The following is a 23,257-nucleotide window of genomic DNA, read 5'->3' as shown; positions in this document are numbered from 1 at the left end:
CGGACGCCCCAGCCCGGCGCACCACGCACCCCCGGGGCACCACACCTCCACGGGACCGCCTCACCCCGGCGAGTGTCCACGACGCGCGGCGCGACAACCCCGTCCGGCGGCACGTCCTGGACACTCGGCGGATGCAGGAGGGCGGACGCTCCACCCCGGCGCTCCACACGCCCCGGGCGCACCCCACCTCCGCGGGGCCGCCGCACCCCGGCGAGTGTCCACGACGCGCGGCGCGACAACCCCGTCGGGCGGCGCGTCCTGGACACTCGGCGGATGCAGGAGGGCGGACGCTCCAGCCCGGGGCACCACGCACCCCCGGGGCACCACACCTCCGCGAGGCCGCCGCACCCCGGCGAGTGTCCACGACGCGCGGCGCGACACCCCGTCCGGCGGCGCGTCCTGGACACTCGGCGGATGCGGGAGGGCGGAAACCGGGCACATGCGGGCGCGGCGCAGCACCCCCGTGCGTCGACGCACGATCGGGCGCGAGCGGGGAAGGCGGGCACGACGCGGGCCGCGGCGCGCGCGGCGCGAGAACAGGAGGACCGGCGAACGCAGGACGCCTCGCCGGGCGAATGTCCTGCCCCGGACGATCCTCCTGCGCCGGGCGGCGCGAGCCGCGGCGGCGCGGAGGCGCGAGCCGCGGGGGTCAGACGCGGAGGGCGGCCTCGTCCTGGGCGACGCGGGCCATGGCGCGCTCGACGGCATCGACGTCGCGCACGGCGCCCTTGTCGGCCGAGAGCGCCATCGCGGCGTATGCCCGGAGCGCGGGCGAGACGACGCGCTCGCGCGAGCGGGGGCGGTAGCCGCCGTCCTCGAGCAGGCGCGCCCGGCGCTCGTCCAGCACGGCGGCGTCGACCTCGAGCGAGATCGCCCGCGTCGGGATGTCGATCGAGACGATGTCGCCGTCCTCGACGAGGGCGATGACCCCGCCGGACGCGGCCTCGGGCGAGACGTGCCCGATCGAGAGCCCCGAGGTTCCACCCGAGAAGCGCCCGTCCGTGATGAGCGCGCACTGCTTGCCGAGGCCGCGGCCCTTCAGGAACGAGGTCGGGTAGAGCATCTCCTGCATGCCGGGGCCGCCCTTGGGACCCTCGTAGCGGATGACGACGACGTCGCCGGCCTTCACCTGCTTGGCGAGGATCTTCTCGACCGCCTCGTCCTGCGACTCGCACACCACGGCGGGGCCGGAGAAGGTCCAGATCGACGGGTCTACGCCCGCGGTCTTGACGACCGCGCCGTCGACGGCGATGTTGCCGCGGAGCACCGCGAGTCCCCCGTCGGCCGAGTACGCGTGGGCGACGTCGCGGATGCAGCCCTCCGCGGCATCCTCATCGAGCGCGGTCCAGCGCTCCGACTGCGAGAACGCCGTCGAGGACCGACGCCCGCCGGGGGCGGCGTGCCAGAGATCGAGCGCCTCCTCCGAGGCGCTGCCGCCACGGATGTCCCACTCCCCCAGCCACGCGTCGAGGCCGTCCGCGTGCACCGTGTGCACCGACTCGTCGAGGAGACCGCCGCGGCGGAGTTCGCCGAGGATGGCCGGGATGCCCCCGGCGCGGTGGACGTCCTCCATGTAGTACATGCGGCCGTAGGCGGGGTTGGGGGCGACCTTCGCGAGGCACGGGACGCGGCGGGAGATCGCGTCGATCTCGTCGAGGCCGAAGTCGACGCCCGCCTCGTGGGCGGCGGCGAGCAGGTGCAGGATCGTGTTCGTCGACCCGCCCATCGCGATGTCGAGGGTCATCGCGTTGGCGAAGGCGCCCGGGGTCGCGATGCTGCGGGGCAGCACCGAGGCGTCGTCCTCGTCGTAGTAGCGGTGGGCGAGCTGCACCGCGAGGGCGCCGGCCTTCTCGTAGAGGGCCTTGCGCGCCGTGTGGGTCGCCAGCACCGACCCGTTGCCGGGGAGCGAGAGCCCGAGCGCCTCGGTGAGGCAGTTCATCGAGTTGGCGGTGAACATGCCCGAGCACGATCCGCAGGTGGGGCAGGCCTGCTCCTCGATGCGCTGGATGTCGGCGTCGGAGATGTTCTCGTTGACGGCATCCGAGATCGCGTCGACGAGATCGAGCGTGCGCACCGAGCCGTCGGTGAGGACGGCGCGGCCGGACTCCATCGGTCCACCCGAGACGAACACGACCGGGATGTTCAGCCGCAGGGCCGCCATGAGCATGCCGGGCGTGATCTTGTCGCAGTTCGAGATGCAGACCAGGGCGTCGGCGCAGTGCGCGTTGACCATGTACTCGACCGAGTCGGCGATGAGGTCGCGCGAGGGCAGGGAGTACAGCATGCCGCCGTGGCCCATCGCGATGCCGTCGTCGACGGCGATCGTGTTGAACTCGCGCGCGATGCCGCCCGCGGCGTGGATCGCCTCGGAGACGATCCGGCCGACGGGTGCGAGGTGCGTGTGGCCGGGGACGAACTCGGTGAAGCTGTTGGCCACCGCGATGAGCGGCTTGCCGAAGTCGGCGGCGTCGACGCCGGCGGCGCGCAGCAGTGCGCGGGCGCCGGCCATGTTGCGGCCGTGGGTGACGGTGCGGGAGCGAAGGGCGGGCATCCCCTTATTCTGCCCTGCCCGGAAGCGTCTCCGTCCGCGTCGTCGACAGCTCGTCCACGACGGCGCGCGCGCCGCGCACCGCGATCGCCACGCTCATGAGGGTCGGGTTCATGGTGTTCGCGGTCGGAATGGTGCCGTTGCCTCCGATGACGAGCCCCTGAACACCCCACACCCGTGAGAAGGGGTCCGCGACGGAGGTGCCGTCGTCCGCGACGCCGAGGCGGGTCGTTCCCATGTAGTGCAGGCTCGAGCCGTTCGGCAGCAGACGCGGCGGGGCGACGAACGTTCCCAGCGCGTTCCCCGCGCGCTGCAGATGCTCGGTGGCGGCCGCGATCTCCGCCTCCTCGGTGTCGGTCAGGGCGTACTCGATGGTCATGTTCGGCAGGCCCCGGTAATCCGTCTCGTCATCATGGAAGCGGACGCCGTCCTCCCACCGCGGATGCTTGCGCACGCCGTACCCCATGTTCACGTAGCCCCACGCGTTGCCCGCGTGGGGGTGGGCCGGATCGAGGGCGAACGGCGGGTTCTCGGCGTACATGACCTGCAACGAGAACGGATGCTCGGGCTCCGAGAACGGGATGCGATTGACCGCGGCCACCGGATCGATCGGGTTGTGCGAGCGTCGACCGAGCTCGGCGCGAAGGTCGTCCTCGGTGGCGAAGCGTCCCATCCGCTCGGCGTCCAGAGCGACCGTGCAGATGACGACGTGATGCTCGGTGAGGAACCGCCCCAGGGCCGCAGGGCGGATGCCCGAGGCCCACAGCAGTTGGGGCGTCCGGAACGCGTCGGCCGCGACGACCACGACATCGGCGGCGAAGGCGTACTCGCTGTGCGCACGCAGATCCTCGACGATGACCCCGGTCACGCGGTCGCCGTCGCGCTCGAGGCGCCGCACGAGCGAGAGGTCGCGCAGCTCGAACCTGTGCGACAGCGGCGATGCGGGATCGATGAGCGGCCCGAGGACGACGTCGGCGCCGGCCCAGCGCATCGACCCGTCCGGCTGCGGGTCGCCGGCGACGGGAAGCGTCGAGGCGCCGTATCCCTCGGGCAGCTCGGCACCGAACTCCTCGTCCAGCAGCGAGCGGATCGCGTCGCCGACGGCCGAGTCCGCGAAGGCCGCGCTCTGGACGTGCAGCAGGCGTCCGGCTTCCGCGACGAGGTCGTCCCATTCGTCGTCGGCGACGAACGGCAGCTTCTCGCTGAAGGCGGGGGCGGGGGTCGCGCAGGTCCAGTGCGCACCCTGCCCGCCCACGTTGGTCGCGGCGGCGGCCGCGGGGAATGTCGGTGCGTGCGCGGAGCCGGCACCCCCGAAGTCGAGCAGGTGCGTGCCCTCGCGCGCTGTGAACATACCCTCCACGACGACGCCCGCGGGGATCCCGAGGGTCTCCCGGTGGGATCCCGACTGCGGTCCCTGCGACATCTGCCGCGCCACGCGCTTGGCCTCGGGGTCCGCGATGTTGCGCACGCTCTCGCCCGGGATCGCGGTCAGCTGAGGTCCGGCCTCGAACATCACGACGCGTGCGTCGGGAGAGCCTTCGAGGATGACGCGCGCGTATGCCGAGCCGATGGGACCGGAGCCGACGACGGCGACGACGGGATGGGTGCTCATGTTCTCTCCTTCGAGACGTGGTGTGAGGAATGGGGATGGGTGTCAGACCGTTGCGGGACGCGCGGTGCCTGTCTGCTCCACCGATGCGGGATCAAGATGCTCGGAGAGCGTGCCCGCGGGCAGGAGCAGCGCGACGACGAGACCGAGCAGGTTGACGGCGGCGAGGACCAGGAAGACGGGCGCGAACACATCGTGGTAGATCACCGCGACCTCGGCGCGGAGCGCCGCGGGCAGCGCCCGAGCCGCCTCGGGCGTCAGCGAGGAGGCGTCCACCGCCGCCGGGAGCGCCGCGGCGACACCGACACCGATGACACCGCCGATGACCGCCGTGGCCACCGTGGCGCCGACCTGACGGACGAGGTTGGTCGTGGCGGTGATCGCGCCGAGCTCACGGCGCGGTGCGGCGCTCTGCGCGATCGCGAGGATCAGGCTCATGAAGCTCCCGGTGCCGAGCCCCACCACGCCCATGACGACCGCGGGGACCCCCAGCGGGAGACCCGGTGGCAGCAGCCCCATGACGCACAGAGCCGCCGCACCGAGAGAGGTCCCGACGATCGGATACACGCGATAGCGGCCGGTCCGGCTCGCCCGAGAGCCCGTCACGAGGTTGGCGGCGAGCATGCCGAACACCGTGGCGATCGGGACGATGCCCGACACGGTCGCCGAGGTGCCGTAGGCGAGCTGAACGTACGTCGGCAGGTAGGACACGACGGAGAACAGCCCCACGCCGATGATCGCGGACAGTGCGACCGCACAGGCGATCGTCCGGTTCGCGAGCGACCTGACCGGCACGATCGGCTCGGCCGAACGGAACTCGATCACCAGGAAGACCGCGAAGGACACGCCGGCGAGCACGAGCACGAACAGGGCGGCGAGGGATGCGCGCGGGTCGGCCGCCCACGTGACGCCGAGGACGAGGGCGACCATGGCCACGGCGAACACGGCGGCACCGGCGACGTCGACCCGCCGGCGCGCGCTGGGGACGACGTGGGGAACGGCGTAGGCGGCGAGCGCGAACGCCGCGAGGCCGACCGGGACGTTGATCCAGAACACCCACGGCCATCCCCAGTAGTCGGTGATGAGACCGCCCAGGACGGGCCCCACGACGATCGCCAGCGGGAAGGCGGCACCGATCATGGCGAGCAGCCGAGGGCGATCCCGCGGGGGTGCGACGTAGGCGACGATCGTCTGCGACATGAGCTGAAGCCCCGCCGAGCTCATGCCCTGGAGCACGCGCGCCGCGATCAGCTGCGTCATGTCCTGCGCGAAGCCGCAGGCAAGGGAGGCGACGACGAAGACGGCGAGCGCGATGAGGAACACCTGCCGCGGTCCGACGACGTCGCCGAGCTTGCCGATGACGGGGAGCACGACCGTCGCGGCGAGGGTGAAGCCGACGACGACCCAGGCCATGTGCTCGAGTGCGCCGAGTTCGCCGGCGACGGTCGCGAGCGATGTGGAGACGACGGTGTGGTCGAGGGCGCCGAGGAACGAGACCGTCAGGAGCGAGCCGACGAGGATGCGGAGACGGAGCGGAGAAAGATGCATGTGCGTCACCCGAGAGATCGGGCCGTCGACGCGACGGTGTGTGCCCGGCGCGGCTCTGTCCGCGGCGGAACGGGTTCGCGCGCGAACCCCGACGTCCCCTTCACTCTAGTCAGACTTAGGCGTGAAAGCAACCAAAGTACGTCACTCGTGCGAGACGAGGATCTGGCGTGTCTCCAGCTGCACGGCCCAGCCCTCGATCGTGCCGGAGTTCTCGTACTCTTCGATCTGCAGGATCCGGCGGCCCCGGTCGACATCGTGCGGCAGGCGGGCGGTGACGAACGCGGCGAGCGTCAGCCACGCGTTCTCCTCGAACGCGATGCCCTCCACCACCAGAACGTTCGCATCGACGACCTCCCGCGCCTGCGCCGCCGAGCGCGGCGAGGCGGATCCGACGGCACGCGCGCCGTTGACCTTGTTCGCCGCGACGATCCCGGCCGCCCCCTCGTCGACGACGAGCAGGCCGAACGCGTCGACCCCGGCGTCCTGATCGGTCACGACCGCCGTGCCCACGCGTATCGCGAACACCGGGTAGTCGTCGCCGGGATCGAGCTCGTCCGCTCCGTGCCAGACGACCTCGTGCCCCGCCGCGCGGGCCCGCGCCTCGAGGGCCCGGCCGAGCTCGTACCCGCCGTGATCGGCGGCGACATGGATGCGTGTCATGGTGTGTCCCCCTCGGATGGGTCGGATGCCGGGCCGCGCGTCACACCGGAGGTGCGACGAACAGCCCCTTGTCGATGTCGTTGAACGATTCGCGCGCGATGAGCTCGCTCATCGCCTGCGCCGTGCCCCACTGGTCCTGACTGGACACCTGCGTCATGTCGAGGCGGTGCGGCTCCCAGGTCTCCTCGTCGAGGACGGCGAGCTCTGTCGTGTACTCGATCGTGTTGCCGGCGGGACTGAGGAAGTAGGCGAACGTGTTGTCGCCGGCGTTGTGCCGGCCGGGCCCCCAGATCATCCGTGCGCCCGAGCGCAGGATCTTGCCGGCGCCGCGCATCCACTCCTCGATCCCCCGCATCTCGAACGAGAGGTGGTGGAGCGAGTGGTGCGGCCCCTGCGCGATCGCGAGCGAGTGGTGCGTCGGATTGCACCGGAGGAAGTGCATCATCGGGCCACCGTCGGGGCGCACGAGCGAGTCGGAGATGTCGAAGTCGAGGTGTTCGATGTACCAATCCGCCGACCGCTGCAGGTTCGCGGAGTTGAACACGACGTGCGAGAGCTTCGCCGGGATGGGCTCGCGCTCACGGATCTTCCTCGCCTGCCGCGTCCGGTAGCCGACCGAGAACTCCAGCACGCGTCCGTCGCCGTCGAAGACGCGGAAGCCCCGCCCGCCGTCGAACGCATCGAGCTCGCGGATCTCGTGCACGAACTCCACGCCCTCGGCACGCAGCTTGTCGGCGAGCGACGTCAGGTCGTCGCCGGTCGCGACCGCGAAGCCGACGAGGTCGATGCGCTTCTCCCCCGCACGCAAGCGCAGGATGTACGGCTCCGTCGACCCCTCGGCCGCCAGGTAGCTGAGCCCGTCTTCGGCATGGACCTCGGTGAGCCCCCAGAAGTCACGGAAGAAGTCGCGCTCGGTGGCGAAGTCGGGCACCGCGAGGGCCGCGTAGCGGAGGTGGGACACGAGTCGTCGGGTCATCGTCGACTCCTCTCTCTCAGATGGTTCGGTGTCGGGTGCGGGGACGGGCCACCGCGGGCGGAAGGGACGGCGCGGGAACGCACGGCCCGACCCGGGCGACGAGCTCGCCGATGCCCTCGACGGCGAGGGCGACCTCGTCGCCCTCGCGCAGCGGCGGCGGGGTGAGGGCGCCCGCCCGCCCCCACAGCTCGCCGAGGCATCCCCCGCCGCCGACGGTGCCCGAACCGAGCACGTCACCGGGGACGACGCGGGAGTTCCGCGAGGCGTAGGCCACGAGAACGGAGAAGGGCCAGCCCATGTGGGAGACGAGGTCCTCGCCGATGAGCTCGCCGTTGACGCGCACCTCGGCACGCACCGCCAGGAAGCCGTCGGCGTCGAGGAACCCCGCGAGCTCGTCGGCGGTGACGATCCAGGGTCCGAGCGACGTGCCGAAGTCCTTGCCCTTCGCGGGGCCCAGGCGCACCTTCATCTCCCGGCTCTGCAGATCGCGAGCGGACCAGTCGTTCATGATCGTGTAGCCGAAGATGTGGGATGCGGCGCGCGCGGCGTCCAGGTTCCGTCCGTCCGAGCCCGACACGCCCCCGACCACGGCGGCGACCTCGAGCTCGAAGTCGAGACGTTCGGTCATCGGAGGCGCGACCGGCTCGCCGGGGCCCAGGATCGTGTGCGGGTTCGTGAAGTAGAAGGTCGGCGCCTCGTACCACTCCGGCACGACCTCGCTCCGCCCGTCGACGCTCGCCGATACCCCCTCCACGTGCTCCTCGAACGCGACGAAGTCGCGGACGGAGGCGGGCACGAGCGGCGCGAGGAGCGTCACCGAACGGAGCGGACGCGCCGTGCCCTCCCCCTCGCGGAGCGCGTGCTCGCGCAGCGCGATCGCCGCGTCGAGACCGCGGGCCAGCACGTCGGCGACGGTGAGACCGTCGGGGAACGGGACGACGGCGTCGCGCTCGACGAGGCCCTCCCCGACGACGTCGCCGTAGCGCCACCGGGCGATCCTCATGAGGACACCACCCGGGGGCGGACGAGCGCGTCGGCGGTGCGCGAGAGGATGCCCGTCACGACGTCGTCGGGCAGTCCCGCCGACCGCACGAACGCGACCGGATCGTCGAGGCCCATGTCGAACGGATAGTCGCTGCCGAGCACGACCCGCTCGGCACCGGCCGTCTCGACGAGGCGACGCAGCGCGACCGCGTCGTGGACGACGGTGTCGAACCAGATCCGCGACAGGTACGACGACGGCTCGTGCGCGCAGCCGCGCGCGTCCGGGCGCACCCGCCAGGCGTGGTCGCTCCGCCCGATCGCGGTGGGCAGGTATCCCCCGCCGTGGGCGGCCACGAGCACGAGGTCGGGATGCCGGTCGAGCACGCCCGAGAAGATCAGATGCGACAGCGCGACGGCATTCTCGGCGGGTTGACCGACGGTGTTCGACAGATAGAAGCGATCGAGGCGCTCGTCGAGCGAGCAGCCGAACGGATGCAGGAAGACGACGGCCCCGAGTGCCGCGGCGCGCGCCCAGAACGGCTCGAGCCGTTCGTCGGACAGCTCGACGTCGCCCGCGAACGACGAGATCTCGACGCCCGCGAGGCCGTGGCCGAGCACGGCATCCTCGAGCGCCTCGACGGAGAGCGTCGGATGCTGCAGCGGGATCACGCCGAGACCGGTGAGCCGGTCGGGCGCCAGCGCGACGTGCGCGGCGACGAGCCGGTTCGTCTCGCGCGCGACCCAGAGGGCGAGCTCCTGGTCCGCCCAGGGGTAGAAGTGGCTCGGCGACACCGAGACCCACTGCCGGTCGACACCCTGGCGATCCATCTCGGCCAAGCGCACCGACACGTCGGTCAGGCGCGGGATGCGCGCACCGACCATCGGCCCCGACACCGCGAGGCTCGCGTCCCCGTTGCGGCGGCGTTCGAGGGCGGCGGCGGCCGCGAACCCGTCCGGATCGCGGCGCTGCACTTCGTCCTGCATCCCGGGCAGAAGCAGGTGGGCGTGGACGTCGGTGGTCATGCGGGCTGGGCCATCCGCTGGGCGATCCCGAAGATGAGCCCACCGGCATCCGCGTCGCGGTCGTGCTCGAGCTGCCACCGGCCGAGCTGGGCGGATGCCTCGACGACGGCGGTCGCGCGCGGGACGCGCCGGGCGTGGAAGGCATCCCACATCGCCTCGTCGATCGCGTCGGAGGACACGAGCAGTTCCGTGAGGACGAGCGCGTCCTCGAGCGCCTGCGCCGCTCCCTGGGCGATCGTGGGCGGGCAGCTGTGGGCGGCGTCGCCGATGATGACCACGCGCCCCCGATTCCACGGCTCGGCGACGATGTGCCGCGTGAACCACGTGTAGTTGACCTGGGCGCCCTGCGCGAGGCTCTCCCGGATCGACTCCCACGGGCCGTGATAGGCCATCGACTGCTCGATCATGATCCGGGTCGCCTCGTCGTCTGCGATGCCGACGCGGTCCTGCGCGTCCTCGACGAGGAACGCGTACATCGTGTCCTCCCCGGTGGGGGTGTAGCCGGCGATGTAGACCGGACCGCCGTAGTACAGCTCGCTCGTCGTGACCTCGGCGGGTCGCGCCACGAAGGCGCGCCAGATCCCCATGCCGAACGGCTCCGGCTTCGTCGCGATCCCGATCAGGTCCCGCACCGTGGAGTTGAGACCGTCCGCACCGATCACCAGGTCGTAGTCGCCCGCGGAGGCGCCGTCGACGACGAGCTCGACCGCGTCGGCGGAGGGCACGAGGCCGGTCACTCGCGCACCGAAACGCACCGTCGCCCCGGCCTCCTCGGCACGGGCGACCATGATGGCGGCGAGATCCGGGCGGTACATCCCGCCGCAGGCCGGGTAGTCGGGCCCGCCGGTCTGCACGTCGGGCAGCTGCGCGACGATCGGGGCACCGGGGCCGGGTGCGCGCAGGTTCAGGCCCTCGAAGAAGTAGCCCTGCTCTTCCACCTGGGGCCAGATGCCCAGCTCGCCGAAGGCGCGCAATGCGTTCCCCTGCAGCGTGATGCCCGACCCGAGCGCACTGAGGGCGGGCTTCGCCTCGAACACGTCGACGGCGACGCCGGCCTTCGCGAGCTGGATGGCGGATGCGAGTCCGGCGGCACCGCTGCCGACGACGGCGACCTTGGTCACGGCGGTCATGTCAGAACCTCTCTGTTCTCTCGTTCGGGGTCGTGCTCACAGCACGGCGACGGGGTTGATCGGGGAGCCGACGGCGCCGGTGATCGGAAGCGGCGGGGCGGCGAGGAGGAAGTCCCAGCGGCGACGCTCCCGACACGCCTCGCCGAGCTCCTCGAGATTCCACATCTCGCCGATCGTGAGCCCGAGGTTGGGGATGACGACCTGGTGCAGCGGCTGGAACGACGGCACGTCGAACTCGTTCGGCCGCACCTCGAACCCCCAGGTGTCGGTCGCGATCGCGGCGATCTCGGAACGGTGCAGCCAGCCGGCCGTCGTGAGCGAGAGGCCCGGAGCCGGGCCGCCTGCGTAGTCGCCCCACCCGTCGCGGCGGGTCCGGCCGTACTGGCCGGTGCGGACGAGCACGATGTCTCCGCGCTCGACGACGACGCCCTGTGCCGCCGCGGTGCCGTCGAGGTCCGCGGCGGTGATGGCGTATCCGTCCTCGAGCTCGCCCGATGCCGGCGAGAGGTGACGTCCGACGTCGAGGAGGACGCCCCGTGAGACGACCGCCGCGGCGGCGTGCTCGATGCCTGTCACGAGATCGCCGTCGCTCGTCACGACGTCGCCGGCACGCCGGCCGTTCCAGGCGAATCCCTGGTCGAAGATGTGCCCGAGGCCGTCCCACTGCGTCGAGCACTGGAGGGGCATCGCGATGACGTCGTCGGCGCCGCCGATGCCGTGCGGGAATCCCTGGGTGCCGCGCTCGGCATCCGTCCCGGTGTCGGTCATGGTGTGGACGGGATTGGTGCGCCTCCGCCACCCCTTCTGCGGCCCGTCGGTGTCGAAGGCCTGCGCGAGCGAGACGACTCGTCCGGTGCGGACGAGGGCGGCGGCAGCCACCCGCTTAGCCTCGTCGATGAAGTTGAGCGTGCCGAGGACGTCGTCCTCCCCCCAGCGCCCCCAGTTGCGGAACGCCGTGGCGCGCGCACGGATCTCGGCGTCGGGGTCGGAGCGGTCGATGCGGGCGGGGTCCTCCGACGGGATCACGGCACACGCTCCTCGGCGATGCACCGCACCACCTGCGCGCCGAGACCCGTGATCGCGCCGGTCATGACGTCGCCGTCCTGCAGGAAGCGCTTCCAGTGCTGGCCGTTGCCGGCGGGGCTCCCGGTGAGCAGGAGGTCTCCGGGCAGAAGCGGCATCGTCTGGGATGCCGCCGAGACGAGCGCGGGTACGTCGAACAGGAGGTCGTCGGTGCGGCCGTCCTGCATGGTCCGCCCGTTCAGGTCGAGGGTGACCCGCAGCGCCGCCGGGTCGACGAACGGCGCCGGCACGAGAAACGGTCCCGTCGGAAGGAACCCCGGCGCGTTCTTGGCCCGGTACCAGTCCGTGCCGATCTCTTTCATGTCGGCGCGGAACACGAGATCTCGGGTCGTGATGTCGTTGACGATCGTGTAGCCGGCGACGTGGTCGAGGGCGTCGTCGCGGCCCACCCGGAACGCCTCCCGTCCGATGACCACGGCGAGCTCGAGCTCCCAGTCGTGCACGGCGCTGTAGGCGGGAAGCACCAGGGGCGCATCGTCTCCCACCACGCAGGCGGGGAGTCCGATGAAGAAGTAGGGCTCGCCGGTCTTCGCGCGCTCGTCCATGAGGTCCGCGGCGAAGGCGCGCGCCTCTTCGGGCGTGCGACCCGAGGTGTTCGTCAGGCCCGCGGCGACGAGCTCGATGACGTGCTGACGATAGTTCGCCCCCGCCTGCAGCACTTGGCGCGGCTGCACGGGCGCGAGGAGGACGACGTCCGCGAGCGGAGTCCAGTCGGCGGCGTCGTCGCCCGCGAGGGAGTCCAGACGCGCCCAGTCGGGTTCGGCGAGGAACGCGTTGAGATCCGGAGCACCGAGCTCGGCCTCGGTGAGCGCGCGAATACGCTCCCCCGTCACCAACCCGATCGTGGCGGGGACGTCGGGATCGGCAACGCGGAATCGCGTCAGCGCGTAAGGGGCTGCGGGCCCGGTCGACGTCATCGTCTGTCCTTTCCGATCCCTCCCACTATCTGTCGAGAATCGACATAAGGGAAGTCGATCCTGGCAATAGTGGGAATCAGCCTGCGTGATGCGCGGCGGAGATCCGCGCGGCGACGTCGACGTCGTGAGCCCATTCGTCCAGATCCGCCACGTGCTGGTCGCCGGAGAGAAACGCGAGGGCGCGCCGCAGGGCGAGCCTCTCGACGGACTCCCACCGTCTCGGCAGGGCGAGGTCACCCTGCCGGGTCGAGCGCGTCACGACGGCGTGATCGCCCGCGGAGACGACCTCGACGCGGTCGACGCCGACGGCCGTCACCCGCAGCCTGCCCTCTCCTGCGCCGCCGAGACGCTCGGATGCCAGGACGGACGCTGCCGCACCCGGGCCGGCGAGGTCGGCCAGGACAGCTCCGCCCACGCGCGCGACCGCACGGAGGGCGAGCACGCCGCCACCGAACAGACGCGCCCAGCCGACGGCGTCGACCAGAGCATCGAGCAGCTGACGCGCGGGCGCCTGTACCTGCACGGCGACATCCGCGGATGCGGACGACGGCGCGGCGTCGCCCGCGACGTCGGCGCGCAACCCGGGTCGGGCCAGGAGGACAGCCGCTCCGGCGCGGGCACATCCGAGCAGTCCCTCGACCAGTCCGTCATCGGTGCGCGGCCGGTCGACGATCACCACTCGAGCGCCCGCCGAGATCCGCTGCGCCGCCTCGGCGAGGCCGCTCGGATCACCGTGGACCGCCACGATCTCCGCGGGGCCGTCCGTCGCGCGGACACTGCCCGCCAATTCGGCGGCGGCGACGCGATAGCCCGCGAGCAGGGTAGCGAGCGTGTTCATCCGCGGACCCCCGCGAGGACGGCCGCAGCCGCGCCGTCCGCGAGTGAGACCGCGAAGTGCGCGTCGGCGCGGATGTCGTCGAGGTCCATGGCGGACTGTCCCGTCAGCGCGTCACCCCATGCGCGCCACTCCAGCACGTAGCCGTCGTCGGGACGTCGCGGATGGAGCGTCTGCGTCCCACCTTCGCCGACGGAGCGCGCACGCGCACTCCCCCCGTGGACGAACGAGGGCGGAAAGTCGATCTCGAAGGAATCCGTCGCGGTGTCCACCGCCATCCGCCACAGCGCGTCCGCCCCGTCCGGCTGCAGCGACGCACTGATCCGTACGAGCACGTCACCCATCCGGAACCCGATGGCGCACCCGACGGGCGGGACGATCCGCGCGAAGACGACCTCCGGCTCACCCGGCGCGAGGTCTCGCACGAGCGGCAGGTCGTGGACGACGAGACCCAGCACGAGTTGACGGACGACAGCGGCGGCGACCCGGGGATCGTCGAGGGCGGGCAGCGGGCGCACCGGGAGGACCGGCGCCGGTTCGGACACGAGGGAGTGGTACCGGCCGTTCGGCGGCAGCGACGCCGTGATCGAGATCGTCCGGATGCGCCCGCCCGCGGCGACGTGGTGCTTCGCATAGCCCCACGCCGGATCGAAGAGATGATTCGTGCCCACCAGGAGCACCGTTCCCGCGGTCGCCGCGGCATCGACGACGGCGTCCACGTCGTCGTGCGTGAGGGCGAGGGGCTTCTCGCAGAGTATCCCGCGCTTTCCGGCCTCGACCGCCGCGCGCACGTGCTCGGCGTGCAGGTGCGGCGGCCCCGCGACGACGACGACCTCCACCTCGTCATCGAGGAGGAGGTCGCCGACGCCGGTGGAGGACCGTGCTCCGAGCCGGTTCGCGAGTTCGACGGCCCGCCCGCTTCCGCCGTCCGCGACGTGGACGACGCGGAACGCCTCTTCCACACGCGCTGCGGTCGGCAGGTGCAGTGCGGCCACCCCCGGCCCCGATCCGATGATCCCGACTCCGAACACCGCCACCTCCCGTCACTTATGCATGAACAGTACCTAAGTTCGGCGGAGATCGATGTTTCTCCGGCACAAATGCCCCCGACCGCCGGATCCTGTGTGAAAATCCGTGCATGGCACACGAGTCCACGCTCCGATTCGGCGCGCACACCGATGAGGTCACGAGCCTCCTGCGCATCGTCAACATGGTCCGCACCGGCGAGGCGAGCACCCGCCCCGAGATCGGCCGTCTCACCGGACTCGGGCGAGGCGTCGTCGCGCAACGCGTGGACAGCGCGATCACGATGGGATTCCTCGAGGACGGCGAGTTCGCGCCGTCCTCCGGAGGACGCGCCCCGCGAACCCTGCGCTTCCGCGCGGACGCCGGACGGATCGTGATCTGCGCGCTGGGAGGTCTGCATTTCCACATCGGCGTGGCCGATCTCGACGGCGTGCTCCTCGAGCAGTCGCACGAGGACTGGGACATCGCGCGCGGCCCCGCCGACACACTCGATCGCGTTCTCCACGTGGTCGACGACCTGCTGCGACGGACGGGCGACGCGCCCGTCTGGGCGGTCGCCGTGGGCATCCCCGGTCCCGTCGACTTCGCGACGGGCAAACCGGTCGCGCCGCCCATCATGCCGGGGTGGAACGGATTCGACATCCGCGGACGGTTCGAAGACCACCTGGATGCCCCGACGTGGGTCGACAACGACGTGAACCTCCTCGCACTCGGCGAGCGAGCCCGCGGCCGAGGTCACGCCGACGTGATCTACTGCAAGGTAGGCACGGGAATCGGCACCGGGCTTCTCTCCTCCGGCCATCTGCACCGCGGCGTGAACGGAGCCGCGGGCGACATCGGACACGTGCGGGTGCGCGATTCCGACGCGGCGTGCCGCTGCGGCAAGATCGGTTGCCTGGAGGCCGTCGCGGGCGGGTGGGCGATGGTCCGCGACGCCGAGCGCCGCCTGGCCGAGGGCGCGGAGAGCCGGCTCGCGTCCATCGAGCCGGGGACGCTCACCCCGGAGACACTGGCCCGTGCCGCCGAGGACGGCGACGCGTTGGCGATCTCGCTGATCCAGAGCTCGGCCCGCGTCATGGGCGAGTCGATAGCCACCCTCGTCAACGTGTTCAATCCGGGCACCGTCGTGATCGGCGGCGCCGTCGCCTCTGCGGGAGAGATCTATCTGGCCGAGATCCGGCAGCGGGTGTACGAGCTGTCCATCCCCCTCGCGACCCGAGACCTCACCATCGTGCAGTCGCTCGACGACCCAGCCGAGCCCCTGCGGGGCGGTGCGGAACTCGCCCGCGAACAGCTGTTCGAGGCGACGTTCCCGAGGTGGTTCGCCGAAGGTCGTCCGACCATCGCGGCCGTCCGGTCGGGTGATGACGCCTTCTTCCCTTTTTCAACATAAGACGGTAGCTTCGCGTCCTATGACTCTCGTGATGCTGCGCGACGATGCGCTGCGCTCCACGCCCGACGGATTCGAGCTGCGGCTGAGCCTTCCGTGGATCCGGTCGCTGCCCGCCGAGAGCCTGCGCTCCCTGATCGTCCGGATCGACGGGTACGAGCGGGACGTCGAGGTGCACATCCCCGGACCCTGGTGGTATCTGCAGGATCGTGCCCGCCTGCGCGTGGTCGGACGACTCGCCCCGGGAGCGCACGACATCGAGGTGCAGTTCACGCTCGCCGTGCCTTACCTGGCCGCGGGCCCCGATGCGCCGCTCCTGCTGCCCTTCCGCGTGTCGCGGCGCCTCGACCTCGGCCCCGACGTCGACGATCCCGCAGGCTCGCACCCGGGGCCGATCGCGGCCGACCCGGGCACTCGCGCCCGCTCCGCGCACCCCGAGATACGCGAGGAGACCTCCCTCCCGGACGGCTGGTCTCTCACCGCGTCAGCCTTCAACTGGACTCCGGACGTCGTTCGGGCCGTACGTCCCGCGGAGGAGATCGCTCTCGTTCCGGTGCTGGCCGGGATCGCGGATGCCGTCGAGATCGAGGCCGGGCAGGTCTGGCGGACCTTCCCCGACCCCTCGACCGACGAGGTCGACCGGCTCCGCGAGCGACTCGCGGGGGCCGGCGGGCGTGTCTCCATCGTCGGCGCGAGCATCGATGACTGGGCGCCGGACGGCCGACGGCGCAGCGACGAGGAGAGAGCAGCTTTCCTCGTGCCGCAGCTGCGCGCAGCCGCACGGGTGGGCGCGCTCGGTGCTCGCGTTCCGCTCGGGCAGGTCGGAGAGCCCGTTCGGCGGATGCTCCTGCCCACACTCCACGATCTCGGCGTCGTCCTGTTCGAAGAGGCCCAGGGTCACCAGACTCCACGGTCCCACGCTCGCGCGTACGACGAGATCGCCGCACTCGACGATCCGCACGTCCGCGTGCTGCTCGACATCAGCATGCTGATGCCCGCCCTGCCCGTCACCTATCTCGACCGCCTCCATCGCGCAGGCATCTCCGCGGATGCCCTGCACCTGCTCGAGACGGCGTGGCAGGACCCGACGACCTCCGCCGCGGTCATGGACCTGTTGCGTTCCGGCGGGGTGCCGGCACCCGTGCACACGCTGTTCATGAACCTCGTGGTCCGGTTCGGGCGGTCGGACATCGCGGAAGTCGCCGAGATCCTGCCGCTCGTGGGTGCGGTGCACCTCAAGTTCTGGGACCTCGACGACGCCGACGGACGGCTGACGCGCCCCCTCCGGGACATCGGCCGCGCCCTGAGCGCTTCCGGATTCGCGGGCACCCTCTGCAGCGAATGGGGCGGTCATGAGTGGCTCGACGACGACCCCGAGCTCATGACCCGCGCCCACCTGGACCTGGCACGGCCGCTCCTCGCCGCGAGGTGACCTCAGCTCTCCCCGCGATAGCAGGGCCAGGGTCCGCGCGGGCAGTGGGGCATCGTCAGCCCTCAGGCCTTGGTCGAGAAGGCGGCGTCGAAGGCCGCGTGCGGCGGCGTGATCTCGGCGAGGTCGCGCACGAAGGCGATCGCCTGCTTCGCCCCGACGAGGCGATCCATGCCGGCGTCCTCCCACTCGACGCTGGTGGGCCCGTCGTACCCGATGGCGTTGAGCGCACGGAAGAGGGGGTTCCACTGGACGGCGCCGTGGCCGGTCGAGACGAACGTCCAGCCGCGCCGCGGATGCGCCCAGGGGAGGTGCGAGCCGAGCACGCCGTTACGGCCGTCGAGGTGCGTGATCGACTCCTTCACGTGCACGTGGAAGACGTGCTCGGCGTAGTCCAGCACGAAGGCGACCGGGTCGAGCTGCTGCCAGATGAAGTGCGAGGGATCGACGTTGAAGCCGAAGACTTCGGGGCGCCCGATCGCGTCGAGCGTCGCGCGCGCCGTCCAGTAGTCGTAGGCGATCTCGGACGGGTGCACCTCGAGGGCGAACCGCACACCCTCCTCCTCGAACACGTCGAGGATCGGGTTCCAGCGATCGGCGAAGTCGCGGTACCCGGCGGCGACCATCTCCTCGGTGGCGGGCGGGAACATCGCCACGTACTTCCAGATCGAGGAGCCGGTGAAGCCGGTCACGGTCCGCACGCCGAGCCGCGCCGCGAAGCGCGCCGTGTCCTTGAGGTCCTCCGCCGCACGACGACGGACTCCCTCGGGGTCGCCGTCGCCCCACACGCGGTCGGAGAGGATGTCGCGGTGACGCTCGTCGATCGGATCGTCGCACACCGCCTGCCCGGTGAGATGGTTGGCGATCGCCCACACCTTCAGCCCGTGGCGTTCGAGGATGTCGCGCCGCGACTGCACGTACTCCTCGTCGTCCCACCGCGAGACGTCGAGGTGGTCGCCCCAGCAGGCGATCTCGAGGCCGTCGTAGCCCCACTCGCCCGCGAGTCGCGCCACCTCCTCGAACGGCAGGTCGGCCCACTGGCCGGTGAACAGGGTGATCGGACGCGACATCGCGTACTCCTCTCGGGTGGTGTGCGGTCAGACCGCGGGGACGTCCGCGACGCTGCGGGTCCAGGCGGCGTCGTGTGCCGCGCTGCGCTCGACGGCGTCGAGCACGCGCTGCACACCGAGTCCTTCGGCGAACGTGGGGTGGACATCGACGCCGGCGTGGATGCCCTCGACGAAATCCTTTGCCTGGTGCACGAATCCATGCTCGTACCCCAGCATGTGCCCGGCGGGCCACCACGCCGACACATACGGGTGCGTGCTCTCCGTGACGAGGATCGTGGTGAAGCCCTGCAGACTCTCCGGCGCCGAGCGATCGTAGAACTGGAGCTCGTTGAGACGCTCCAGGTCGAAGGCGAGCGCGCCGCGGTCGCCGGAGACCTCGATCGTGAGGGCGTTCTTGCGTCCCGTCGCGAAACGCGTCGCCTCGAAGGATGCCAGGGCGCCGCCCGCCAGACGCCCGGTGAAGATCGCGACATCGTCGACGGTGACCTCCCCGACGCCGCCCGCGGCCGTGGCGGACAGCCCCGACCCGGATGCACTGAGCGGGCGCTGCCGCACGATCGTGTCGAGGGTCCCACTGACGCTCACGATGTCCTCGCCCGTGACGAACCGGGTCATGTCGATGATGTGCGCGCCGATGTCGCCGAGCGCCCCCGAACCCGCGTGCTCCTTCTGCAGACGCCACGCGAGCGGCATCTCGGGATCGACGAGCCAGTCCTGCCGGTAGGCCGTACGCACCTGCTGGACGCGGCCGATCCGTCCCGCAGCGACGAGGTCGCGGAGGAGTGTCACCGCGGGGACGCGACGATACGTGAAGCCGACGGTGGCGACGACCCCGCGGCTCGCCGCACGCTGGGCCGCCTGCGCCATCGCCTCGGCTTCGACGGTGGTGTTCGCGAGCGGCTTCTCGCACAGGACGTGCTTCCCCGCCTCGAGCGCGGCGATCGCGATCTCGGCGTGCGAGTCCCCCGGAGTCACGATGTCGACGATGTCGATGTCGTCGCGGGCGATCACGTCGCGCCAGTCGGTCGCCGACTCCGCCCAGCCCCACCGCGTCGCAGCGTCCGCCACGGCGGAGGCGTTGCGTCCGACGACGACCGCCATCTCGACGTCCGTCGGCAGGTCGAACATCCGCGGCGCTTGGCGCCAGCCCACGGAATGGGCCGAGCCCATGAAGCCGTAGCCGATCATGGCCACGCGCAGCGGGCGGGGCGTCGTCACGCGAGCACCAGATCCCGCGAGGCGGGGACGCGGTTGGTCACGTAGCGCCCCGGTCCGCCCTCCGCGCCGGGTGCGATCTGCATGTACAGCAGGCGCATGGTCAGCACGACCTCGACGGTGTGCTTCTCTCCGGCCTCCGGGGCGCGCCCCAGATCGATGAGGACGTCGGGCCTGTCGGCGACGAACCAGAGGGTCTCGGACTGCTCGGGCAGCTCCTCGATGCGGTACTCGCGCCCCTCGAGCACGAAGCGCAGTCGGTCGGTCGGGATCTGCTCGCCGTCGACGCTCGCTCCGACGCCGTCGACGGCGGACAGCCACAGGCTGCGATACCAGGGCAGCTGCACGGAGACGGCGAGACCTCGGTCCGTGCGGCGCACGTCCTTCTCGGAGAACAGGGAGTTGTGGGTGGCCATGTCGGCTCCTTAGATGAAGGTGTCCTCGAACGTGTCGTACGGGACGGGCGGGACGGGTTCCAGCGTGCGCACCGTGACAGGACTGTAGGGGTGGTTCTCGTCCGGTACGGCTTCTTCGGCGGGGGGCATGAAGACGGGCTTGCCGTCATCGCCGAAGTACATGAGGTCGAGGTCGAAGGCGCCTTGGTTCTTCAGCCCGAAGCTGACCCAGTTCTCCTCGAAGGGGGCGCGGGCGAGCTCGTAGCAGCGGAACTTCCAGAACTTCCACTCGCCGTCCTGCTTGAGGAAGTCGATCGCGTAGGTGCACCACACCCAGTGCGCCCACACCCTCTTGCCGAGCACCTCGTCCGGCGAGTACATGTCGGGGAACGCCTTCGCGACCTCGGGGTCGGTGAGCCCGGACTCGGTGCCGGCCATGAGCCAGACCCCCTTGGCGGTCTCACCGTCGCCGGCGACCTCGATCACGGGCGTGGTCGTCGCGTGCAGGATCAGCTTGCCTTCGGGCGACGGCCGACCCCGGTGATAGCGGGTGACACTCTCCCACGACGTGTACTGGCCGGCGTTGGTGTAGCGCGCACGGATGCCCGGTGTGCCCTCGCGCACCCACAGCGGGATGATCTGCTCGTCCTGGAAGGCGTTGTGCAGGTACATGTACCGGCTGAAGAGGTTCTCGACCCGGCCGCGATCCTCGGCGCGCTGTGCGAGCGCGCGCGTGGTCTCGACCTCGGCGCGAAGGTACGCGACCTCCGCGGCGAGTCCGGCGAGGTCAGAAGGGGGCGGGGTCTCGGACATGACCGTGTGCTCCGATCCGGGACTCATGCCGTCTGACGCTCGGCGACGGTGTCCTCGATGGCGCGGCGCATGAGCGCATGCTGCTTCTTGACGAGATCGATGGGGTCGCTCTCACCGAGATCGGAGAAGGCGTGGCCTTCCCATTCGCTGGAGAGGTAGCCCTCGTACCCGCCGAGGACGAACTGCTTGACGATCCTCGGGATGTCCATGGCCGGCTCCTCGCCGTTGGGACCGATGTCGTAGAACTTCGCGTGGACGTGGAAGATCTGCGGCATGATGTCGAGCCACTCCTCCGGCGGGACCAGACCGTGCATGTTGAAGGCGAGCCGGGTGAAGGGCCCGAAACGCAGGAAGTCCACGCCCTCGCCCGAGAGGTAGTCCTCGAACTTCTGGTTGCGCACGTGCATGGGGGTCGGCTCGTGCCAGATCTCCTCCATCACCGGGAAGTGCTTCTCGTCCATGCCCATCTGGCGGAGGGTGCGCAGCAGTGTCGGCGAGAGCGAGTGCATCGTGGACGAGAAGTCCGCGGTGAAGCCGAGCCGATCGGACTGGAGCTCCTCGTACATCTCGCGCATCTCCAGTACCTTGGGGTCGTTCGGACCCGACGGCGCGTGGATCTCGTACCCGAGCTTCTGGTCGTACTTCTCGGCGAGGGGCAGGAGGCTGCGCAGCAGTTCCTTGCCGTGCGAGCGGATCACGACCTTGGTGAAGCCGAGCGTGTGCGCCGTCTTCAGCTGACGCGCGAGGAAGTCGTGCTCCTCGTCGGGCGTCATGTCGCGGTCCTTGCGCCGGCCCATGTCGAGGTTCGTGCCGATGGCGCTCGCTTCGAGCCCGTACTTCTCGAGAGAGTCGAACCACAGACGAACGAAGTCGGCGTCGACATCGGGGTACGTGCGCAGCAGCTGGGCGATGTTGAACTCGACGCCGGGCCCGATCCCCTCGTCGTGGACAGCCCGGATGAGTGTCTCTGGGGTGTACAGCCCGGCGGCGAACTCGCTCGTCATGGAGTACAGGGTCGTGCCGAGCTTGATGCCGGTTCCGGCGATGCCGTCGCTCATGAGGTGTCCTTTCAGCGGCGCACGGCGTGCGCGAGGTGGGTGTCGAGCGCGCGGCGGGCTTCCGCGGCATCCGTGATCATGCGAGAGCCCGCGTCCTGAGCGGCCGAGCGCTGCACGGCCTGCTCGGCCGCGATCATCTCGAACGGGCTCTGCCAGGAGTTCCAGTGCCAGCCCTCGTACTCGCTCGAGACGGCGCCGGAGTATCCGTTGTCGACGAGGAGCCGGATGAGGTCACGCACCGGGACGGAGGGCTCCTCCCCGTTCTCGTCGATGCCGAAGAACTTGCCGTGCACGTGGCGGATCCACGGCACGATCTCCAGCCAGTCCTCGACGCGCGCCGGGCCGAACAGGCCCGTGCCGTTGATGCCGAAGTCGATGCCGAGGTCGGGTCGTCCGTTCTGGGCGGCGAGACCGATGAAGGAGCCGAAGCGCGCACCGTGCTCGGTCTGGTCGGCCGGCGGGCCCTGCTCGTAGTAGCGGTCCCACAGCTCGACGACCTTGCCGAGGAGCTCCTCCGACGCACCGCGACGGCGATACGCCTCGATGAGGGACGGTGCGAATCCGCTGACGGTCGCACCCCAGTCCATCGTGAAGCCGAGGAAGGGCGAGCCGACCTTCTCGAAGCGGTCCCGCAGCGCGAGGATGCGCGGGTGCGAGGCGTACTGGTCGGCGTGCACCTCGAGGGCGAGGGTGACGCCGTGCTTCTCGGCGATCGGCGCGAGCGCCTCCATCGAGTCCGGCGTGATCGAGATCTGGACACGTGCGATCGGGAAGCCGAGCGCGGCCGCGGCCTCGATCTGACGGGTCATGTAGGCGATGAGCTCGTCCTGCGTGAGCAGCCGGTCACGGTGGATGCCGATGTCCGCGTTGACGGCGAGCGAGGTGGTCGCGAGCCCGGTCTCCGCCACGAGGTCCCGGAACCAGCCGGCGTAGGCGTCGTCGATGTCGGGGAAGCCGCGGAAGCTGGAGAAGCCGATGATCTCGAGCCCCGGTCCGTAGCCGTCGGCGGCGACCTTCCGGATGAGGCCCTCCAGGTCGTACTCGCGGCCGTGGAAGGCACGGGTGAAGCTGTAGAGCGTGACGCCCTGGATGGGTGTGCCGAGCGTGCTCATGCGCGGGCCTCCTCGGTCTGACGCGCGGTCATCGTCTTCACGTCGTGCTCCTCGATGTGGAGCGTTTCGGTGTCGGAGATGATGATGTACGGGATGTAGAGCGTCAGGTCGACGCGAACCTCGTGCGAGGCGTCCCTCGCGACGTCGAGAGCACCGGAGAGCACCGCCGAGTCCAGCGGGAACCACCATTCGTCCGTCGCGGTGACGAGCTGCGCGAACGTGAACTCTCGCCCGTTCATCTCCCAGCGGAGCGAATCGGCCGGCGCCGCGACGCCGTCGACGGTGAGGGCGGCACCGGCGATGCAGGAGCCGGGAAGTGCCCGATACCACGGCAGACGGACCTCGACGGCCGCTCGGCCGTTCGCGACCGTGAGCGTGCCCTGCTCGATGATGCGGTCGGGGATCACGATGACCTCCTTGTCGTCGCGGCGGGTGC

General features: G+C 70.9%; 21 protein-coding genes. 2 read left to right on the top strand and 19 right to left on the bottom strand.

What is annotated here, in order from left to right; all coding sequences use genetic code 11:
• Positions 1–649: 649 nt before the first annotated feature.
• The 12 genes from ilvD to WFI00_RS05900 form a co-directional block, all read right to left on the bottom strand.
• The gene (gene ilvD, locus WFI00_RS05955) at positions 650–2,551 is read right to left on the bottom strand and encodes a dihydroxy-acid dehydratase (protein WP_336630556.1); all 1,902 of its coding nucleotides are present in this window, start codon (positions 2,549–2,551) and stop codon (positions 650–652) included.
• Between the two features lie 4 nt (positions 2,552–2,555).
• The gene (locus tag WFI00_RS05950; RefSeq protein WP_336630555.1) at positions 2,556–4,160 is read right to left on the bottom strand and encodes a GMC oxidoreductase; all 1,605 of its coding nucleotides are present in this window, start codon (positions 4,158–4,160) and stop codon (positions 2,556–2,558) included.
• A gap of 42 nt (positions 4,161–4,202) precedes the next feature.
• The gene (locus WFI00_RS05945; RefSeq protein WP_336630554.1) at positions 4,203–5,705 is read right to left on the bottom strand and encodes an MFS transporter; all 1,503 of its coding nucleotides are present in this window, start codon (positions 5,703–5,705) and stop codon (positions 4,203–4,205) included.
• A gap of 141 nt (positions 5,706–5,846) precedes the next feature.
• Positions 5,847–6,365, bottom strand: a complete 519-nt coding sequence (locus WFI00_RS05940) for an RpiB/LacA/LacB family sugar-phosphate isomerase (RefSeq protein WP_336630553.1) — start codon at positions 6,363–6,365, stop codon at positions 5,847–5,849.
• Positions 6,366–6,405: 40 nt separating this feature from the next.
• The gene (locus tag WFI00_RS05935; RefSeq protein WP_336630552.1) at positions 6,406–7,341 is read right to left on the bottom strand and encodes a VOC family protein; all 936 of its coding nucleotides are present in this window, start codon (positions 7,339–7,341) and stop codon (positions 6,406–6,408) included.
• Positions 7,342–7,357: 16 nt separating this feature from the next.
• Positions 7,358–8,344, bottom strand: coding sequence for a fumarylacetoacetate hydrolase family protein (locus WFI00_RS05930; RefSeq protein WP_336630551.1), 987 nt, complete (start codon positions 8,342–8,344; stop codon positions 7,358–7,360).
• Entirely contained in the window at positions 8,341–9,348 is a 1,008-nt protein-coding gene (locus WFI00_RS05925; protein ID WP_336630550.1) for an amidohydrolase family protein, read from the bottom strand. The genes WFI00_RS05930 and WFI00_RS05925 overlap by 4 nt, the downstream gene beginning before the upstream one ends.
• The gene (locus tag WFI00_RS05920) at positions 9,345–10,478 is read right to left on the bottom strand and encodes an FAD-dependent monooxygenase (RefSeq protein WP_336630549.1); all 1,134 of its coding nucleotides are present in this window, start codon (positions 10,476–10,478) and stop codon (positions 9,345–9,347) included. The genes WFI00_RS05925 and WFI00_RS05920 overlap by 4 nt, the downstream gene beginning before the upstream one ends.
• 36 nt (positions 10,479–10,514) lie before the next feature.
• Positions 10,515–11,504, bottom strand: coding sequence for a cyclase family protein (locus WFI00_RS05915; protein WP_442928297.1), 990 nt, complete (start codon positions 11,502–11,504; stop codon positions 10,515–10,517).
• Complete coding sequence (locus WFI00_RS05910) at positions 11,501–12,478, bottom strand: fumarylacetoacetate hydrolase family protein (RefSeq protein ID WP_336630548.1); 978 nt, start codon at positions 12,476–12,478, stop codon at positions 11,501–11,503. The genes WFI00_RS05915 and WFI00_RS05910 overlap by 4 nt, the downstream gene beginning before the upstream one ends.
• Before the next feature lie 76 nt (positions 12,479–12,554).
• Complete coding sequence (locus WFI00_RS05905; protein ID WP_336630547.1) at positions 12,555–13,316, bottom strand: hypothetical protein; 762 nt, start codon at positions 13,314–13,316, stop codon at positions 12,555–12,557.
• Positions 13,313–14,350 carry a Gfo/Idh/MocA family protein gene (locus tag WFI00_RS05900; RefSeq protein ID WP_336630546.1) on the bottom strand — a complete coding sequence of 346 codons (1,038 nt, stop codon included), beginning with the start codon at positions 14,348–14,350 and terminating at the stop codon, positions 13,313–13,315. The genes WFI00_RS05905 and WFI00_RS05900 overlap by 4 nt, the downstream gene beginning before the upstream one ends.
• A 101-nt stretch (positions 14,351–14,451) precedes the next feature.
• Between WFI00_RS05900 and WFI00_RS05895 the strand changes: the two genes are divergently transcribed.
• Positions 14,452–15,732 (top strand): ROK family protein, encoded by a 1,281-nt coding sequence (locus WFI00_RS05895; RefSeq protein ID WP_336630545.1) that lies wholly within the window; start codon positions 14,452–14,454, stop codon positions 15,730–15,732.
• Between the two features lie 19 nt (positions 15,733–15,751).
• The gene (locus WFI00_RS05890; protein WP_336630544.1) at positions 15,752–17,161 is read left to right on the top strand and encodes a hypothetical protein; all 1,410 of its coding nucleotides are present in this window, start codon (positions 15,752–15,754) and stop codon (positions 17,159–17,161) included.
• 62 nt (positions 17,162–17,223) lie between these two features.
• On the opposite strand, the gene WFI00_RS05885 is transcribed toward WFI00_RS05890, so the two are convergent.
• Genes WFI00_RS05885 through WFI00_RS05855 form a run of 7 tightly spaced genes read right to left on the bottom strand, consistent with a single transcriptional unit; the run spans position 17,224 to position 23,228 of the window.
• Complete coding sequence (locus WFI00_RS05885) at positions 17,224–18,228, bottom strand: sugar phosphate isomerase/epimerase family protein (RefSeq protein WP_336630543.1); 1,005 nt, start codon at positions 18,226–18,228, stop codon at positions 17,224–17,226.
• Between the two features lie 27 nt (positions 18,229–18,255).
• Positions 18,256–19,416, bottom strand: coding sequence for a Gfo/Idh/MocA family protein (locus WFI00_RS05880; RefSeq protein ID WP_336630829.1), 1,161 nt, complete (start codon positions 19,414–19,416; stop codon positions 18,256–18,258).
• A gap of 26 nt (positions 19,417–19,442) precedes the next feature.
• On the bottom strand, positions 19,443–19,859 hold the full coding sequence (locus WFI00_RS05875) for a C-glycoside deglycosidase beta subunit domain-containing protein (protein ID WP_336630542.1): 417 nt from the start codon (positions 19,857–19,859) through the stop codon (positions 19,443–19,445).
• A gap of 9 nt (positions 19,860–19,868) precedes the next feature.
• A complete protein-coding gene (locus WFI00_RS05870; RefSeq protein WP_336630541.1) occupies positions 19,869–20,651 on the bottom strand; it encodes a nuclear transport factor 2 family protein in 783 nt (260 codons plus the stop codon).
• A gap of 23 nt (positions 20,652–20,674) precedes the next feature.
• Positions 20,675–21,709, bottom strand: a complete 1,035-nt coding sequence (locus tag WFI00_RS05865) for a sugar phosphate isomerase/epimerase family protein (RefSeq protein WP_336630540.1) — start codon at positions 21,707–21,709, stop codon at positions 20,675–20,677.
• 11 nt (positions 21,710–21,720) lie between these two features.
• Entirely contained in the window at positions 21,721–22,821 is a 1,101-nt protein-coding gene (locus WFI00_RS05860) for a sugar phosphate isomerase/epimerase family protein (RefSeq protein ID WP_336630539.1), read from the bottom strand.
• Positions 22,818–23,228: a C-glycoside deglycosidase beta subunit domain-containing protein gene (locus WFI00_RS05855; protein ID WP_336630538.1), complete on the bottom strand. Its 411-nt coding sequence runs from the start codon at positions 23,226–23,228 to the stop codon at positions 22,818–22,820. Before WFI00_RS05855 ends, WFI00_RS05860 begins: the two co-directional genes overlap by 4 nt.
• Positions 23,229–23,257: the final 29 nt, after the last annotated feature.

The organism is Microbacterium sp. MMO-56, from assembly GCF_037146215.1.
Classification (GTDB): domain Bacteria; phylum Actinomycetota; class Actinomycetes; order Actinomycetales; family Microbacteriaceae; genus Microbacterium.
The sequence above is the reverse complement of the archived record's forward strand: the minus strand, read 5'-3'. Positions and strand labels throughout refer to the sequence as shown.